The sequence below is a fragment of the Serratia sp. TSA_7 genome (assembly GCF_052692135.1).
Map to the genome: position 1 here is coordinate 508,085 of NZ_JBQZFU010000001.1, position 15,333 is coordinate 523,417.

Below are 15,333 nucleotides of genomic sequence, written 5' to 3' on the forward strand. Positions count from 1 at the left end.
GCCGTATCCCGCCCCTCTCCCAAGGGGAGAGGGGGAATATCGGCATTATCCCTTAACAAATCCTTTCTCTTTCAGATAAGCGGCCGCAACCTGTTTGGCATCCTGGCCTTCTACCGCGATCTGCGCGTTGAGTTTCTGCAGCGTCGGGCCATCCAGCGAGGCAAATACCGGCTGCAGCAGTTCGGCGATATTGGCATGCTGTTTCAGCGCCGCCTCGCGAATAATCGGCGCCGGCGCGTAAATCGGCTGCACCCCTTTTGGATCTTCCAGCGTTTGCAGCCCCAACGCCGCCACCGGGCCGTCGGTGCCGTAGGCCATCGCCGCATTCACGCCGGAGGTTTGCTCCGCCGCCGCCTTGATGGTCACGGCGGTATCGCCGCCGGCCAGCGACAACAGTTGATCCTGATTCAGTTTAAAGCCGTAGGCATTTTGGAACGCCGGCAAAGCATCCGGGCGCTCGATAAATTCCGCCGAAGCCGCCAGCTTGAACTTGCCGCCGCCGTTGATCCACTTGCTCAGGTCGGCCAGGGTCTTCAGGTGGTTGGCGTCCGCCACATCCTGACGGATGGCGATGGTCCAGGTGTTGTTGGCCGGCGATGCCGCCAGCCAAACGATTTTGTTCTTGTCATAATCGAGCTTCTTCACCTTCTCGAAACCGGCCTGAGCGTTTTTCCACGCCGGATCTTTTTCATCGGAGAAGAAAAATGCGCCGTTGCCGGTGTATTCCGGGTAGACGTCAATCTCGCCGGAGGTGATCGCCCCACGCAGCACCTTGGTGGTGCCGAGCTGCAATTTGTTGGTGGTTTTGATGCCGTTGGATTCCAGCACCTGCACGATGATGTTGCCGAGCAACGAACCTTCGGTGTCGATTTTAGACCCGACGCGCACCGTATCGGCAGCCTGCGCCACGCCGACGCTCGCGGCGAGCAAGGTCAACGCCAGAGCAAAGAAACGTCCACGTGATGGAGTGATAGCCATACTTTTTCCTCTTGTAATGTGTTTTCCGGCTATTTGGCCAGATCGATTGGAAAATCCTGAGAAACGCGCTTCCATCGCGCAATCAATGTCTCTGCCGGCCAGGCATCATATTCGCGCTGGTGCGCCGCCGGCGTTTCACCGCCGCTGAAAGGGTGAACCTCAACGGCAACCGGGGTAAACGCGTAGTCACTCACCCATTGGCCATAGCCCTGCACCACAAATCCCTGGCTGCGCTGCCGGTACGCGCCGCGCTCCGCCAGATACACTTCCCGTAAACCGTACCACGGCAAGCCGGGCAGATCATGGTGAACTAAATGATAGTTCAGATTGAGAAACAGCAGCCGCCACGGCCACGCCGCCTCATTAATAATAGAACGTGCCTGCGGAGCTTCAACGGCGCGATGCTCAAAAAACGATCTCACCTTGGTCAGCGCCAGCGCCGGGTAACTGACGGCCAACAGGTAGAACGCCGCGCCAATGCCCTGCCGTTGCAGCCAACCCAGCACCGCCACCAACAGCAGCAGGTGCACCAGCCACATCGCCAGCGTGCGCAGTTCGCCGGCGGCGATAGCTTTCAATGCGTTGACCAACGTAGCCGCGATATCCAGCGCCGGGCCAAGCGCAATGCGCCCGGCCAGCGTATTGCGTACCTTCGCCAACAGCGGAAACAGCCGTGGGAAACGCTGCCATTGGGCCTGGCTGAAATAATAGCTTTCGGGATCTTCATGCGGATCGGTCAGGTGTTCGTTGCGGTGGTGCTGAATATGCGAATCGCGATACAGACCATAGGGATACCAGACCGCCAGCGGCAACAGGCCAAACAGCTGATTGACTCGCGGCCAGCGCGTTGGATGGCCGTGGATAAGTTCATGTTGCAGCGACATATACCAGGTGGTCAGCAGGATCAGCAGCGGTGTGCCAAGCCACGGCCCCAGCGTCTGCCAGTACTGCGCCACGCCAAACCAGCCGCCGTAGACCGCAGCCATGATGCCCCAGGTCGGCAGCTCCAGCCGCCAGTACCAGCGCCGGTTAAGCTGCCGGATCCAGCTGCGCTGGGCAGAATGCAGATAGTGGCTGTGGCGTTGGGTTGAGGACATGCTGCGGCTCGCTGTAGGAAATTTTCCTCAGTATCTGCGAGCCGCAGTGGCGCTCAAAATAACGAAAGCGGTAAAGCAAAGTTAAAAATCAGCTATTTGCGTAAACGGCCTGCGGCTGACATTCGATAGGGAAATTGACCGAGTTGGCGATAAAGCACAGGTGGTGCGCCTTTTCATGCAGTTGTTGCGCCAGTTGCAGATCGTCGCCGTCCCGCACCGTTACCCGCGGGCGTAGCGTAACCGAAGTAAAGAACCCGCCGCGCTGGGCGTCTTCGCGCATGATGCCGACGGCGTTGTCCTGATAGGCCAGCACCGAAATCCCCGACGTGGCGCACAGGTGCAGATACCAAAGTTTGTGACAGGCGCTGACTGACGCCACCAGCAGATCCTCCGGGTTCCAGCGGGCGGCGTCGCCGCGAAAGGCCGGGTCGGCGGAACCGGCAATATCCGCCTTGCCTGCGGCACTGATGCGATGATCGCGGCCGTAAGATTTGTAATCCGGCGTACCGGCGCCCAGATTGCCTTCCCAGTTCACTTCCACGTCGTACTGATGTTCACCTTTCATTACCCGATTTTCCTTTTGCCATGCATCAAAAAACGCTAATCAAAGAAAGACCCGCGACAACTATTGGCGGAAAAAGGCCAAGGGGCAAGCGACGTTTTTATCCGGCAGCACGACAGTGACGTTTTCTCACGATCGCCGCATTTTTTATGCACGTCCCATCCCGTATCATCTCTGATGATGAGCGTAAAATTACAATATAATGACCAAAAAAACATAATGAGAGGATGATCGATGCTCCACAAAATGTACCAGGTTGACGCCTTTTCTGAGCGGGTGTTCGGCGGTAATCCTGCTGCGGTGCTGGTTCTGGATGATTGGTTGCCGGATAGCCTCATGCAGGCCATCGCCGCAGAAAACAATCTTGCGGAAACGGCTTTTGTTAAACCCGGCAAAGAAGGTTGGGATCTCCGATGGTTTACGCCGACCCTGGAGGTCGATTTCTGTGGCCACGCTACGCTGGCCGCCGCGCATATACTGGTAACCGAATACGGTATCGCAGGGACATTGTCGTTTTCAGCCCGCGTCGGCCAATTGAAAGTGAACGTAATGGAAAACGGCTATCTGCTGGATTTACCCTGTATTCCCCCGGAACCTCTCTCCCAACTACCGGCCGCTATCGCCCCGCTGTTCCGTGATTTGGCCGTCAGCCACTTCCGCAGTTTCGAGAATATTTTCGTGGTATTGGCAGACGAAGAGGCGGTCAGAGGTTACCGACCCGACCTCAACAAGCTGGCGGAGCTCGGGTCGGTCGGCGTGGTGATCACGGCAGAAGGCAAAGACTATGATTTCGTGTCGCGCTATTTTGTCCCCGGTGCCGGTATTCCTGAAGATCCGGTCACGGGGTCGATACATGCCACCCTGGTTCCCTTCTGGGCCGCCCACCTCGGCAAGACCCAACTTTCTGCCTATCAGGCCTCCGTGCGGGGAGGCCATTTGGCGTGCGAATTAAAGGAAAGCAGAGTCACGATCGAGGGCCAGGCCGTCACCTTTATGAAAGCGGAAATCCACCTGCCTGACTAACGCCGGCGTAAGCCTCCCCCCAGTAAAGCCGAGTACCTGCGGGCAATAAGGCGTATTCGGTTTCACTCTGCGGGATACGCATCCCCGGCATCGGCATACTGCTGCAACCGTTCGCACCACCATTTTGCCGCCAGGCCGGTGGCGCTTTCACGCCAGCCAAAATAGGCGATATCGCTGCAACGTTCCGCTTCGACACTTTTCGCCACCAGTTCGCCGCTTTTAAGGTAAGGTTCGGCCAGGTAGCGCGGCAGATAACCGCAGCCAAGGCCGCGAAGCTGCGCCCGCAGTTTGGCGTCGAAGCCAAAGACCGTCAGTTGATCTTGCTCCTCGAGGATATTGAGGTTCTGCGGTGCATTCACTCGCGAGGTATCCCGTACCACCACGGCCCGGTGCTGCCGGATATCGGCCTTCAGCAAGGGCTCTGGCAGCGCCGCCAGCGGGTGCTGCGGGGCCACGGCAAACACGTAATCCAGTCGGCCCAATTGACTGAAAGCATAGCCAACGCGCGACGGCGGTTCACAAATGGCGCCGATAATAATGTCCGCGCAGCCATAAACCAGCGACTCCCAGGAACCGGCCAGCACCTCATGACTAAAGGCCAGGCGGGTATGATGATGGCGCTGATAAAACTCTTCAATCAGCGGCAACAGCCGTTCGAACGGGAAGGAGGCGTCAATGCCCAGCGTGATCTCGCTTTCCCAGCCGTTTTCCACATAGCGCGCCTGTTGTTCCAGATCTTGCGCCGCCCGCAGCAGCACCCGGCCCTTTTCCAGCATCAGTTTGCCGGTATCGGTGAATTTCGCCCGGTGGCCGGAACGGTCGAGCAGGGTAACCTCGAGGTCGCTCTCCAGTTTTTGCACCATATAGCTCAGCGCCGAGGGCGTTTTGAACAGCGCCGAAGCCGCAGCGGCGAAAGAGCCGTGTCGATCCAGCGCATCCAAAATCAGTAACGCTTCCAGGTTTAGTCTCACCGCATTCCCCCCGTGTATAAAAAAACTCAACAAGATGGCAAAAATTCTGCGCTATCTTTGAAATTGCCCCCTGTCTACCCTGCATTTTATCGGCTTTGCATTACAGCGGTTAATTCGCAGTAGGATTGGGAAAGTAAATCATGTCTGAATTTCAATTACTTGATAAAGATAACTCCGCGCTGATTTTTATCGACCACCAGCCGCAGATGACCTTTGGCGAGGCTAATATTGATCGTCGGCTACTGAAAAACAACGTTGTCGGTTTGGCCAAAGCCGGCAAGATCTTTAACGTTCCGACGCTGTTCAGCGCGGTCGAAACCGAGCGTTTCAGCGGCGCTATTTGGCCGGAACTGCTGGCGGTTCGCCCTGAGATCGCCCCCGTTAAGCGCACCACGATGAATGTCTGGGAAGATGCCGCTTTTGTCAGGGCCGTCGAGGCCATCGGCCGCAAGAAGCTGGTGATTTCCGCGCTGTGGAACGAGGTCTCTCTGACCTGTCCGGCATTGATGGCACTGGAAGCCGGTTATGAAGTTTATGTGGTTACCGACACTTCCGGCGGCAGTTCGGTCAATGTGCATGATCGCACTATCGATCCCATGGTCCAGGCCGGTGCCACCCCGGTAACCTGGCAGCAGGTACTGTTGGAATATCAACGTAACTGGGCGCACAAAGAAACCTACGACGCGGTGATGGCGCTGGTGCGTGAGCACGGCGGCACTTACGACATGGGCGTTGACGACGCAGCCTCTCTGACGCCCCTTGCACCGCTGCGAGTGATGAAATAATTGCCCGCCCCGGCCGCGCCGGGGTCTTTTTTGGAGTCGACTTAATGGTTCATCAGCAGCACGTCACGTTAGTGATCACTCATCGTCTGGCACCGGGTCAAGAGCAGACCTACGAGGCTTGGCTGAAACGCATTATGCCGGAAGCCGCCGGCTTCGCCGGCCACCTGGGCGTTAACGTGATCCGCCCGACCGGCAGCGAGCAGGTCTATACGATATTGGTGCGTTTCGACAGCATCGACAATTTGAACCAGTGGAACAACTCGCCACTGCGCAAGAAATACATCGAAGAAGTGGCGCCGCTGTTGCTGGAAGACGACCACGTAGATATTCGCCCCGGCGCGGAATTCTGGTTCACGCCGCCGAGCGCCACGACCCGGCCACCCGCCAAGTGGAAACAGTTTTTGATCACCCTGCTGGTGATCTTCCCCTCCACCAATCTGGTGCCCTGGTTCTGGGGCAAGCTGCTGCCGCAATTGGTCGGCACGCTGCCCGGCCATTTTCTCAATGACGCTACCGTGGTCGCCCTGGTGGTTTTCCTCTGGATGCCGATCGTGACCCGCGTCTTTCATCAATGGCTTATCCGCCACTAGGCCGTCCGGCAGGAGAGCAGCGAATGGGCATTAGCCCGGATTGACATTGAGGGGGGGGGTTACGCCGTCGGCGGCTTGGGGCGCGTTCGGTTGTTCATGCCCGGCGTTTCAATCATATCAAACTACCAACTTAATAGCTTATTAAGTTAGTAGCTTATGAAGTTGGTAGCTGATTAACATCCTAAGCTATGGCGCCTTCAGCCTGAGTGCGCCATAACCCGCCGCCTAGTCGCGATTGATATCGAGCCAGCGGCGCTGCTCGGCGGAGGCGGCTATCGCATCCAGCACGCAGGACACTTTCCAGCCTTCCTCGAAATCCGGCCACATGCGATCGCCGGCGGCAATGCCGTTGACCAGATCGCGGATCTCCACGGTTTTCTGATCGTTAAAACCGATGCCGTGCCCGGCGCTGATGCAAAACGCCGCGTAGTCCGGGTGCTTCGGCCCCACCAGCAGCGTTTTGAAGCCCTGCCGCTCTGCCGGTTCGTCATGACGATACAGCTTCAGTTCCGCCATCCGCTCCTGGGTGTAGCTGAGCGTGCCTTTGGTGCCGGTCACCACGTAGGTCAGCCCCATCTTGCGCCCGCAGGCAATGCGCGAGGTTTCGATAGTGCCCATGGCGCCGCCGGCAAAACGCACCAGCGCACTGGCCTGATCTTCGTTTTCCACGTCGTGCATCACCGTCGGGTCTTTGGCATCCGGCCGCCGTTTGATGATGGTCTGCATGTCGCCGGAGACCGCCACGATATCGCCCACCAGGTAATGAGCCATGTTGACGATGTGCGCCGCCAGATCCCCCAGCGCGCCCAATCCGGCGCTGGCCTTGCGGCAGTGCCAGTCTATCGGGGTGCGCGGATCGGCGAGATAGTCCTCATTGTGGGTGCCGTAGAAATGCACCACCTCGCCAATCTCGCCGTTGGCGATAATTTCGCGCGCCAGCTGGCTGGTCGGGTTCTTCATGTAGTTGAAACCCACCAGCGTTTTAACCCCTTTGGCGCGGGCGGCCTGCACCATTTCGGCGGCATCATTGGCGTCCAGCGCCAGCGGTTTTTCGGAATAAACATGCTTGCCGTGGCGGATCGCCTCCAGCGCCATCTCCTTGTGCAGGAAGTTTGGCGCGCAGATATCCACCACATCAATGGCCGGATCCGCCACCAACTGCCGCCAGTCGCCGGTAGAGCGTGAGAAACCAAATTCGGCGGCGCGCTGTTGCGCCAACTCCGGCGTCACTTCCGCCAGCATTTCCAGCACCAGTTCGCCTTTCAGTGGAAATACCGTGGCCGCCTGCGCATAAGCAATGGCGTGGCACCGCCCAATGTAGCCGGTGCCGATTAACCCAACGCGTACCTGTTTCATCACTTTCTCCCCTGCCGATATCCATAATATGACCGGCGCGCCGCTCAATGAAACGCACCATCTGATACAAGGTTATATGGAATATAAATTTCAATAACAAGTCAGGAGAAAAATAAAACTCATATCCGTGATGCCGTTCATGAAACCCTGCAGGCCATGATGCAACGGCGCGACGATCGCGATACGCTGCACCCGGCAGTGAAGAACGCACGAATAAAATGGATATTTTATTTCATATCACGGTAAACCGTTGGCGCCATACAGCAAGAACCCCGGCCGTTGCTTAAGCCGTTGCAGATACGCATTCAGCCCCGGGTAATCCGGGCGCGAGAACGGCGTCATCAACCAGCGGTTCAACGACAGCCCGATCACCACGTCCGCCAGGCTAAAAGCCGCACCGGCCATATAAGCCTGGCCCTGCGTCAGGTGCTGCTCCAGTATGCCCATCAGCCGGTTCCACTCCCTTTCGGCGTCCGCCAATCGGGCCTGATCCTGATAAGCGGCATCCTGGCGCACCCGCGACATGAACACGTAGCGCCAGGCGTTGTTCAGATCGGTAGCCTGCCAGTCCATCCACATCTCGACCCCGGCACGCGCACCCGGCTCCAACGGCAGCAGATCCTGGCGCCCTTCGCGGCCCACCAGGTAGCGGCAAATCGTATTGGATTCCCACAACACCCGCTCGCCGTCGATCAGTACCGGCACCAGCCCGTTGGGATTCAACGCCAAAAACGCCGGTTCCTGGGTGGAGCGAAAACCGCTGCCCCAATCCTCCCGCTGTAATGCCACCTCCAGTTCATGGCAGGTCCACAGCACCTTGCGCACGTTAATCGATGACGCCTTACCCAATAACTTCAGCATGCCGTTTCCTTTTATTCCAGCCAAAAAGGTTTACGCCCTTCCCGCCGCGCATCGGCGCGCGTCAGACCGACATCCGCCAACTGCACATCGTCCAGCAGCAACAGCGATTTACGCGTACGGTGGCGTTGCAGGTACAAACGCCAACGGAAAAAGAGTAACCGGCTCCGCGCCGGCGCGCCATCTGCAAACAGGGTCATCATTACGTTCTCCTTCGGTTTAGCCTCGACGTTAATGATGCGACGCGGGGGTAAAGCGGTACAGATTCAAGACGGTGGTATTTTTTCCATACAAAAGCTGTCTCTGCGTATCTGAATGGTCTAATTTAATCCCATCTGTGCCGGTATTTTTCTCATTCACTCTCATTTTGGGTATCTGTATGACACGCTATGCCACGCTGGCCGCCATCCTCAGCCAACGCATCGAACAGGGGCTTTATCCGGCCGGCGATCGCCTGCCGTCGGTACGTACGCTGAGCCAGGAACACGGCGTCAGCATCAGCACGGTGCAGCAGGCTTATCGCCTGTTGGAAGAGAGCCAACTGGTGGAAGCGCGGCCGAAATCGGGCTACTTCGTGCGGGGCTTGCACACCTTAGCCGAACTGCCTGCCGTCACCCGCCCGGTGCAGCGGCCGGTGGACATTTCGCAGTGGGAACAGGTGCTGGAACTGATCCGCACCAAACCGCGTGAAGACTTGGTACAGCTGGGGCGGGGCATGCCGGATATCAGCGAACCGACGCTGAAACCGCTGGTGAAGGTGCTGGGGCATATGGGCCGCCACGGCGATCTGCGCAGCCTGTATTACGACAATATTCAGGGCGTGATGGGATTGCGTGAGCAAATCGCCCGCCTGCTGCTGGATTCCGGCTGCCAGATAAGCGCAGATCAGTTGGTGATCACCACAGGTTGCCATGAGGCGCTGTCCGCCGGGCTGCGCGCCGTGTGCCAGCCGGGGGACATTGTGGCGGTGGACTCCCCTTGTTTTCACGGCACCATGCAAACGCTGAAAGGGCTGGGCATGAAAGCGCTGGAAGTCCCTACCGATCCGCTGACCGGCATCAGCCTGGAAGCGTTGGAAATGGCGCTGGACCAGTGGCCGATCAAGGCAATTCTGCTGACGCCCAACTGCAACAACCCGCTGGGCTACATCATGCCCGAGGCGCGCAAGCAACGGTTGCTGACGCTGGCGCAGCGCCATGATGTGGCGATCATCGAAGATGACGTCTACGGCGACATCGCTTATCAGTATCCGCGGCCGCGCACCATCAAGTCCTTCGACGACGATGGCCGCGTGCTGTTGTGCAGTTCCTTTTCCAAAACGCTGGCGCCCGGCCTGCGTATCGGCTGGATTGCCCCCGGCCGTTATCTGGAGCGCGTGCTGCACATGAAATATATCGGCACCGGCTCCACCGCCACTCAACCGCAGTTGGCGATTGCCGACTTTATCCGCCACGGCCATTACCTGCAGCATCTGCGGCGCATGCGTACCCGCTATCAGCAAAACCGCGATCGGATGACCGGTTGGATCATGAAATATTTCCCGCCCGGCACCCGCGTCAGCCAGCCGCGCGGCGGTTTTATGCTGTGGATTGAACTGGACGACGAATTTGATACCCTGCGGCTGAACCGCTATCTGGAGCAACAGGGCGTGCAGATTGCCGTCGGCAGCATTTTTTCCGCCTCCGGCAAATACCGTAACTGCCTGCGCATTAACTACGCCCCGAAACTGACGCCAGAGATTGAACAGGCGGTTAGCCGGGTCGGCAAGACCATCCAAAGGCTACTGTTGGCGCCGGTAGCCGACATCGAAAGCGCCCAGGCGCTGCGGGATTAAAGCTTGTCGCAATCGGATTATCCGTGCCTGCCCTAACCTTTTACACTGGAACCTTTCTCAACAGGCAGCCAAAGGAATCATCATGAGCAGCGATCAAATTCCGGTTTCCGGCGCGCTGGCGGTTCGCTTCGCGGCGCTGGGGGTGGATATTGAACAGGTTAGCCAATTGGCCGGCCTTCCCGGCGGGTTGCTCAGCGACGGACGCGAAAAAGCCAGGCTTTCCACCCACCAGTATTTTGAAATCTGGCGCGCGCTCGCCAAACTGACCAATGATGCCGCATTCGGTTTACGCCTCGGCGGCGACGTGGCCCCGGAGCACTACGATATCGCCTCGGTCGCGGCGCTGCATTCCGCCACCTTGGGGGAAGCCTTGCAGAAGGTGGCCCGCTATAAGCGGCTGGTGTGCCCGGAGGAGCTGGTGCTGACGGAACACGGCCACGGCGTACGGCTGCATACCCGCTGGCTTATGGCCGAAGGCCACGCCCCCGATCTGCTGATTGACACCATGTTTGCCTACATCACTACCCTGTGCCGCCGTGGTACCGGCATGGCGATCCAGCCCCGGGCGATCGAGCTGACGCGCCGCCAGGATCCCGCGTCCCCGCTGCTGCGCTATTTTTCCTGCCCGATCCATTTCAACGCGCCGCTGGACGTGCTGGTGTTCGACCGCGCGCTGATGAAGCAGCCGTTTATTACCTATAACCAGGACAGTCTGGCCGTTTTGCTGCCCGGCCTGGAAGCCGAGCTTGCCAGGGCGCAGCAGGATGACAGCCTGCCCGCACAGGTGATGGCGATCCTCGCCCGCAGCATGCGTGGGCAACGGCCCAGCGTGAACAGCGTGGCCGCCGAACTGTACATCAGCCCGCGCACCCTGCAACGACGGCTGCAACAACAGGGCTACAGCTATCAGCAATTGCTGGACAAAACCCGCCACCGTACCGCCTGCCACCTGCTGTCAGACACCGATCTGGAGCCGGGCGAGATTGCCTTCGTGCTGGGATTTGAAGAGTTGAATTCGTTCAGCCGCGCCTTTATGCAGTGGGAATCGCAAACGCCTAACCGTTGGCGCAGCCGGCGCGTGAGCGCCCGTCAGGAGAACAGATGATGAGAGTGATAATTTTCGGTGCCAGCGGTATGGTCGGCCAGGGTGCGTTGCGCGAATGTCTGCTCGACCCGCAGGTCACAGAAGTGTTCAGCGTCGGCCGCAGCCCGCTGGCGCAAAGCCACGCCAAACTCCGGCAGTTGACGACGCCCGCCCTCAACGACCTGTCGGCGCTGGAACCGCAGTTCGCCGGCTATGACGCCTGTTTGTTTTGCCTCGGCGTCTCGTCCTTCGGCATGAGCGAAGCCGACTATCGCGCGGTGACCTACGATCTGACGCTGGCCGCCGCCCGTCCACTGGCGCGGCTGAACCCGGCCATGACTTTTATCTACGTTTCCGGCGCCGGAACCGACAGCAGCGAACAGGGCCGCAGCATGTGGGCCAGGGTCAAGGGGGCGACCGAAAACGCCCTGCTGGCGCTGCCGTTCCATGCGGTGATGTTCCGCCCCGGCGCTATCATTCCGTTACACGGCATCCGTTCCAAAACCCGTGCTTACCATTTGCTGTATACGCTGTTTAAACCGCTGTGGCTGGGTGCCTTGCGGCTGTTCCCCAATCAGGTCACCACGACCGAAAGGATCGGGCTGGCGATGCTGGCGGTTGCGAGGCATACGACGCCGCTGCCAATCATCGAACCGGCAGAGATTAACCGGTTGGCGCTGCCATCGGCAGTATGATTCTGCTATGTTAAAGCCGCGCGTGCGGGCTGTTTGCCCGCGCTTTCGCCCCTGTGACAGAAGACAGAGCTCATGCCGTCAAAGATTTTATTCAGCGCCTGCCTGGCCGGTTTTAAAGTTCGCTATAACGGCTCCGACAAACCGCTGGTCAACGCGATCCTGCAACGCTGGCAGCGCGAAGGCCGCCTGGTGGTTTGCTGCCCGGAGTTGGCCGCCGGTTTTTCCACCCCGCGCCCCAACGCAGAAATTACCCCGGCCGCCAATGGCGCCACCGTGCTCGCCCAGCAGGGGCGAGTGATGGAGGCCGGCGGCGGCGACGTCACCGACAGCTATCTGCTTGGTGCCCATCTGGCGCTGGAAACCGCGCGGCGGCACGGCTGTCGCTTTGCGCTGCTCACCGACGGCAGCCCGTCCTGCGGCAGCCAGTTCATCTACGACGGGTCTTTCAGCGGCCAGACCAAACCCGGCAGCGGCGTTACCGCCGAGTTGCTGCGCCGGCATGGCATTGAAGTGTTTTCCGATCGCCAGCTCGCGGCGCTGATCGCCCGGGTTGAGGCGGTGGAACAGAGCTAGCGGCGCAGATACGCCGCCAGCCGCTGCTGCAGGTGCGAAATGCCCTGCGGATGCTCGATAAAGCGGTCGATGGCCATCATCTGCCAGCATTGCCCCTCATCGCCAAAGCGGATGGAGGCAATTTGCGCCGGCGTGATTTCGCCCACCATAAACCAGGTGGGCGGATAGCCGGCCAGAATACCCTCATAGCGCTGTTGCCGCCTCACCTGCCGAGCGGCAATACGCAGGCCAAATTCCTCGAAGGTTTCGCGTTGCACGCATTGCAGCGGCGTTTCATCGCCCTCACGCCCGCCGCCGGGCAGATCCCAGCAGCCGGGCCAGGGGATACCGGTTTTGTCGTCACGCCGATAGGTCAGCAGGCTATCGCCGCACAGCAGCGCGATTTTGGCGCCGCCGAAGCTGTTGTTCTCCATTAGGCCTCATGATTATCCGCCCCGTTTGCCAATCATCTTACCTCATCCTCCCGCCCTCTGGTGTATAGTGAAAATCCGTTTTCACAACAGGCGAACAATAGCGATGAACTCTCCGTTTCTGGTTACTCCACAATGGCTTGCGCAGCATATCAACGATGAAGATCTGGTGGTGGTTGATGTCAGGATGTCCCCGGTCGGCCTGGTGCCGAAAAAGGATATGATCGCCGAGTTTGAACGCGGCCATATACCGGGTGCGGTGTACTTCGATATCGACGACGTAGCCGACAAAAACACCGCCCTGCCGCACATGTTGCCGACGGCGGAAGCATTCAGCGCGGCGGCAGGCAAGCTGGGCATCAACGATAAGCACACCATCGTGTTTTATGACGAGGGCAATCAGTTTTCCGCACCGCGCGGCTGGTGGACCTTCCGTAACTTTGGCGCGCAGCAGGTTTACGTGCTGGACGAAGGCCTGAACGGCTGGAGCGCATTGGGCCAGGCGCTGGAAACCGGCCCGGCACGGCCTGAACCTCAAACCTTTAACGCCCGCTTCAACGCCGACGCCGTCGTGAATATGCAACAGGTGGAGCAGGCGCTGAACACGGAAGTACAGATTTTGGACGCCCGCGCCGCGCCGCGTTTTTACGCCCAAGCGCCAGAACCGCGCCCAGGACTGCACCGCGGCCATATCCCCGGCAGCATCAATATTCCTTATGGCGAGCTGCTGGAAAACGGCCGCTTCAAATCGCTGGAAGCGCTGAAGAAAACCTTCAGCGATAAAGGGGTGGACATCAACGGACCGATCGTCACCAGCTGCGGCTCCGGCGTCACCGCCGCGGTGCTGGCATTTGGCCTGCTGTCGCTCGATGCCCCGCAGGTGAAGCTGTATGACGGCGCCTGGACCGAATGGGGTGCGTTGAGCGGCAACCAACCGATCGAACAGGACTAACCGTCGATCCGTTCGGCCACGATCTGCGCCAGCCGTCCAATCGCCGCAGAGGGGTTTTCTTCGGCGCGGTGCAATACCACGCCGATGTGACTGAGCGCCGGCAAAGCGCCGGGTGCCAGGCGGAGTAATCCCGAAGGCAGCCCGGCGTCGGTACGTACCGTGACCCCCAGCCCGGCGCTGACCGCCGCCCAGACGCCGTTCAGGCTGCGGCTGGTGAAGGCGATGCGCCACGCGATACCGGCACGATCCAGCGCGTTGGTCGCCACACTGCGCATCAGGCAGGGGGCGTCGAACATCACCAGCGGCAAGGGTTCATCACCGCCCTGCCACTGGCTCAAATCGAAGTTCGGCGAGGCGATCCAGTGCATCATGCGGCGGCCCAAATCCTGCTGAAACGGCGTGCTGATGCCGCCGTCCCACGCCAGCGACAAATCCAGCTGCCCTTTCAGCACCCAGTCGATCAATTCGGCGTTGCGGGCGATGCGCGCCTCTATGCGCACCTTCGGATGGGCGCGGGTAAAACTGCCCAGCACCTGGGGCAAAAAGGTTTCACCGAAATCTTCCTGCAGCCCAAGCCGCACGGTTCCTTGCAAATCCAGCCCACGCACCGCCGCGGCAGCCTCGTCGTTCAGTTCCAGCAGCCGGCGGGCATAGCCCAGCAGCGTTTCACCGGCCTCGGTCATCACCATACCGCGCCCGGATTTTCGCAAGATCGGCGCGCCGATCTGCTGCTCCAGTTTTTTCAGGTGCGCGCTGACCGCCGAGGTCGATCGCCCCAACCGTTCCGCCGCCCTGGCGAAGCTGCCCAACTCAATGCCGGTAACGTAACTGCGCAGATCGTCGAGATCGAAGGTGACTCGCCCCATACTGACCATCCCGTTTTCAAGAACCATTAATCAAAATAATGCCGATTTTACTGATAAAGATGGCGTGTCATGCTCGCCGGGTCAATGCCTTTCAGGAGAATCATCATGCTTGCCATGCAATACAACTTCGCTCTGCCCGCCGATTACGATATGGCGATTATCCGCGACCGCATCGCCCGTTTTGGTCACCTGCTCGATAACTGCCCGCAGTTATTGATTAAAGCCTATCTCTATGCGCAGAAAGGCGAGCACAGCGGCGAAAATCTCTATGCGCCGTTTTATCTGTGGAACAGCAGCGCCGGCATGAGCGATTTTCTGACCGGCGACGGCTTCAGGGGCGTAAGCCAGGCCTTTGGCTGGCCGCAGGTGACCCATTGGTTGCCGTGGCTGGCGCATTTTGACCGCCAAAGGCTCGCCGAAGCCACCTGCGCCACGCGTCAAACGCTGCCGATTGCGCCTTACAGCGATCTGGCTGCGTTGCGCCGCCAGCAGCAGGCCGATCCCGCCGCCCTGGCCAGTATAGTGGCGTTTGATCCCGCTGCCTGGCAGCTGGTGCGGCTGCATCTGTGGCGGGAACTGCCGCTGGCGCCGGAACCCGGCACCCAATGCTACCGGGTTGGCCACCTTTCCGCCCCCTTTGACCACACAGTACTGCGGGTTGACAGCCAGACTTGATATTGATAATCATTATCAAATAAA

The 15,333-nt window shown here is 59.4% G+C and carries 18 protein-coding genes; 9 read left to right on the forward strand and 9 right to left on the reverse strand.

The features are described 5' to 3' along the window. Positions 1–45 precede the first annotated feature (45 nt). The 3 genes from osmF to ACUTQW_RS02490 form a co-directional block, all read right to left on the reverse strand. On the reverse strand, positions 46–978 hold the full coding sequence (gene osmF / locus ACUTQW_RS02480) for a glycine betaine ABC transporter substrate-binding protein OsmF (RefSeq protein WP_004942154.1): 933 nt from the start codon (positions 976–978) through the stop codon (positions 46–48). Between the two features lie 29 nt (positions 979–1,007). Then, the gene (locus tag ACUTQW_RS02485; RefSeq protein ID WP_006324299.1) at positions 1,008–2,075 is read right to left on the reverse strand and encodes a fatty acid desaturase; all 1,068 of its coding nucleotides are present in this window, start codon (positions 2,073–2,075) and stop codon (positions 1,008–1,010) included. 88 nt (positions 2,076–2,163) lie between these two features. Then, positions 2,164–2,640, reverse strand: a complete 477-nt coding sequence (locus ACUTQW_RS02490; RefSeq protein ID WP_004942150.1) for an OsmC family protein — start codon at positions 2,638–2,640, stop codon at positions 2,164–2,166. A 231-nt stretch (positions 2,641–2,871) separates the two neighbouring features. Between ACUTQW_RS02490 and ACUTQW_RS02495 the strand changes: the two genes are divergently transcribed. After that, on the forward strand, positions 2,872–3,660 hold the full coding sequence (locus ACUTQW_RS02495) for a PhzF family phenazine biosynthesis protein (protein ID WP_037432482.1): 789 nt from the start codon (positions 2,872–2,874) through the stop codon (positions 3,658–3,660). A gap of 62 nt (positions 3,661–3,722) precedes the next feature. Here ACUTQW_RS02495 and ACUTQW_RS02500 read toward each other — a convergent pair whose 3' ends face one another. Next, on the reverse strand, positions 3,723–4,631 hold the full coding sequence (locus ACUTQW_RS02500) for a LysR family transcriptional regulator (RefSeq protein ID WP_445654796.1): 909 nt from the start codon (positions 4,629–4,631) through the stop codon (positions 3,723–3,725). Between the two features lie 140 nt (positions 4,632–4,771). Here ACUTQW_RS02500 and ACUTQW_RS02505 point away from each other — a divergent pair, with 140 nt between their 5' ends. Continuing rightward, entirely contained in the window at positions 4,772–5,416 is a 645-nt protein-coding gene (locus tag ACUTQW_RS02505; protein ID WP_006324296.1) for an isochorismatase family protein, read from the forward strand. 44 nt (positions 5,417–5,460) lie between these two features. Next, positions 5,461–6,006: an antibiotic biosynthesis monooxygenase gene (locus ACUTQW_RS02510; protein ID WP_006324295.1), complete on the forward strand. Its 546-nt coding sequence runs from the start codon at positions 5,461–5,463 to the stop codon at positions 6,004–6,006. 225 nt (positions 6,007–6,231) lie between these two features. Here ACUTQW_RS02510 and ACUTQW_RS02515 read toward each other — a convergent pair whose 3' ends face one another. The 3 genes from ACUTQW_RS02515 to ACUTQW_RS02525 form a co-directional block, all read right to left on the reverse strand. Continuing rightward, entirely contained in the window at positions 6,232–7,362 is a 1,131-nt protein-coding gene (locus ACUTQW_RS02515) for a Gfo/Idh/MocA family protein (RefSeq protein WP_004942141.1), read from the reverse strand. 237 nt (positions 7,363–7,599) lie between these two features. Further along, entirely contained in the window at positions 7,600–8,223 is a 624-nt protein-coding gene (locus tag ACUTQW_RS02520; RefSeq protein WP_006324293.1) for a glutathione S-transferase family protein, read from the reverse strand. A gap of 11 nt (positions 8,224–8,234) precedes the next feature. After that, positions 8,235–8,423: a DUF1127 domain-containing protein gene (locus ACUTQW_RS02525; protein WP_445654797.1), complete on the reverse strand. Its 189-nt coding sequence runs from the start codon at positions 8,421–8,423 to the stop codon at positions 8,235–8,237. A 176-nt stretch (positions 8,424–8,599) separates the two neighbouring features. Here ACUTQW_RS02525 and ACUTQW_RS02530 point away from each other — a divergent pair, with 176 nt between their 5' ends. From ACUTQW_RS02530 to ACUTQW_RS02545, 4 genes are all read left to right on the forward strand, one after another. After that, positions 8,600–10,054, forward strand: a complete 1,455-nt coding sequence (locus tag ACUTQW_RS02530; RefSeq protein ID WP_037432478.1) for an aminotransferase-like domain-containing protein — start codon at positions 8,600–8,602, stop codon at positions 10,052–10,054. Positions 10,055–10,136: 82 nt separating this feature from the next. After that, complete coding sequence (locus ACUTQW_RS02535; protein ID WP_004942135.1) at positions 10,137–11,159, forward strand: AraC family transcriptional regulator; 1,023 nt, start codon at positions 10,137–10,139, stop codon at positions 11,157–11,159. Beyond that, positions 11,159–11,833 carry a hypothetical protein gene (locus tag ACUTQW_RS02540; protein ID WP_064799985.1) on the forward strand — a complete coding sequence of 225 codons (675 nt, stop codon included), beginning with the start codon at positions 11,159–11,161 and terminating at the stop codon, positions 11,831–11,833. Before ACUTQW_RS02535 ends, ACUTQW_RS02540 begins: the two co-directional genes overlap by 1 nt. Positions 11,834–11,905: 72 nt before the next feature. Further along, positions 11,906–12,406 carry a DUF523 domain-containing protein gene (locus tag ACUTQW_RS02545; protein ID WP_037432474.1) on the forward strand — a complete coding sequence of 167 codons (501 nt, stop codon included), beginning with the start codon at positions 11,906–11,908 and terminating at the stop codon, positions 12,404–12,406. Here ACUTQW_RS02545 and ACUTQW_RS02550 read toward each other — a convergent pair. Beyond that, the gene (locus ACUTQW_RS02550) at positions 12,403–12,819 is read right to left on the reverse strand and encodes an NUDIX hydrolase (RefSeq protein WP_006324287.1); all 417 of its coding nucleotides are present in this window, start codon (positions 12,817–12,819) and stop codon (positions 12,403–12,405) included. The genes ACUTQW_RS02545 and ACUTQW_RS02550 overlap by 4 nt on opposite strands. Positions 12,820–12,922: 103 nt before the next feature. Between ACUTQW_RS02550 and sseA the strand changes: the two genes are divergently transcribed. Continuing rightward, complete coding sequence (gene sseA / locus ACUTQW_RS02555; protein ID WP_004942126.1) at positions 12,923–13,768, forward strand: 3-mercaptopyruvate sulfurtransferase; 846 nt, start codon at positions 12,923–12,925, stop codon at positions 13,766–13,768. On the opposite strand, the gene ACUTQW_RS02560 is transcribed toward sseA, so the two are convergent. Then, positions 13,765–14,634 (reverse strand): LysR substrate-binding domain-containing protein, encoded by an 870-nt coding sequence (locus ACUTQW_RS02560; protein ID WP_006324286.1) that lies wholly within the window; start codon positions 14,632–14,634, stop codon positions 13,765–13,767. The genes sseA and ACUTQW_RS02560 overlap by 4 nt on opposite strands. 105 nt (positions 14,635–14,739) lie before the next feature. Here ACUTQW_RS02560 and ACUTQW_RS02565 point away from each other — a divergent pair, with 105 nt between their 5' ends. Next, positions 14,740–15,309 carry a DUF4865 family protein gene (locus ACUTQW_RS02565; RefSeq protein ID WP_006324285.1) on the forward strand — a complete coding sequence of 190 codons (570 nt, stop codon included), beginning with the start codon at positions 14,740–14,742 and terminating at the stop codon, positions 15,307–15,309. Positions 15,310–15,333: the final 24 nt, after the last annotated feature.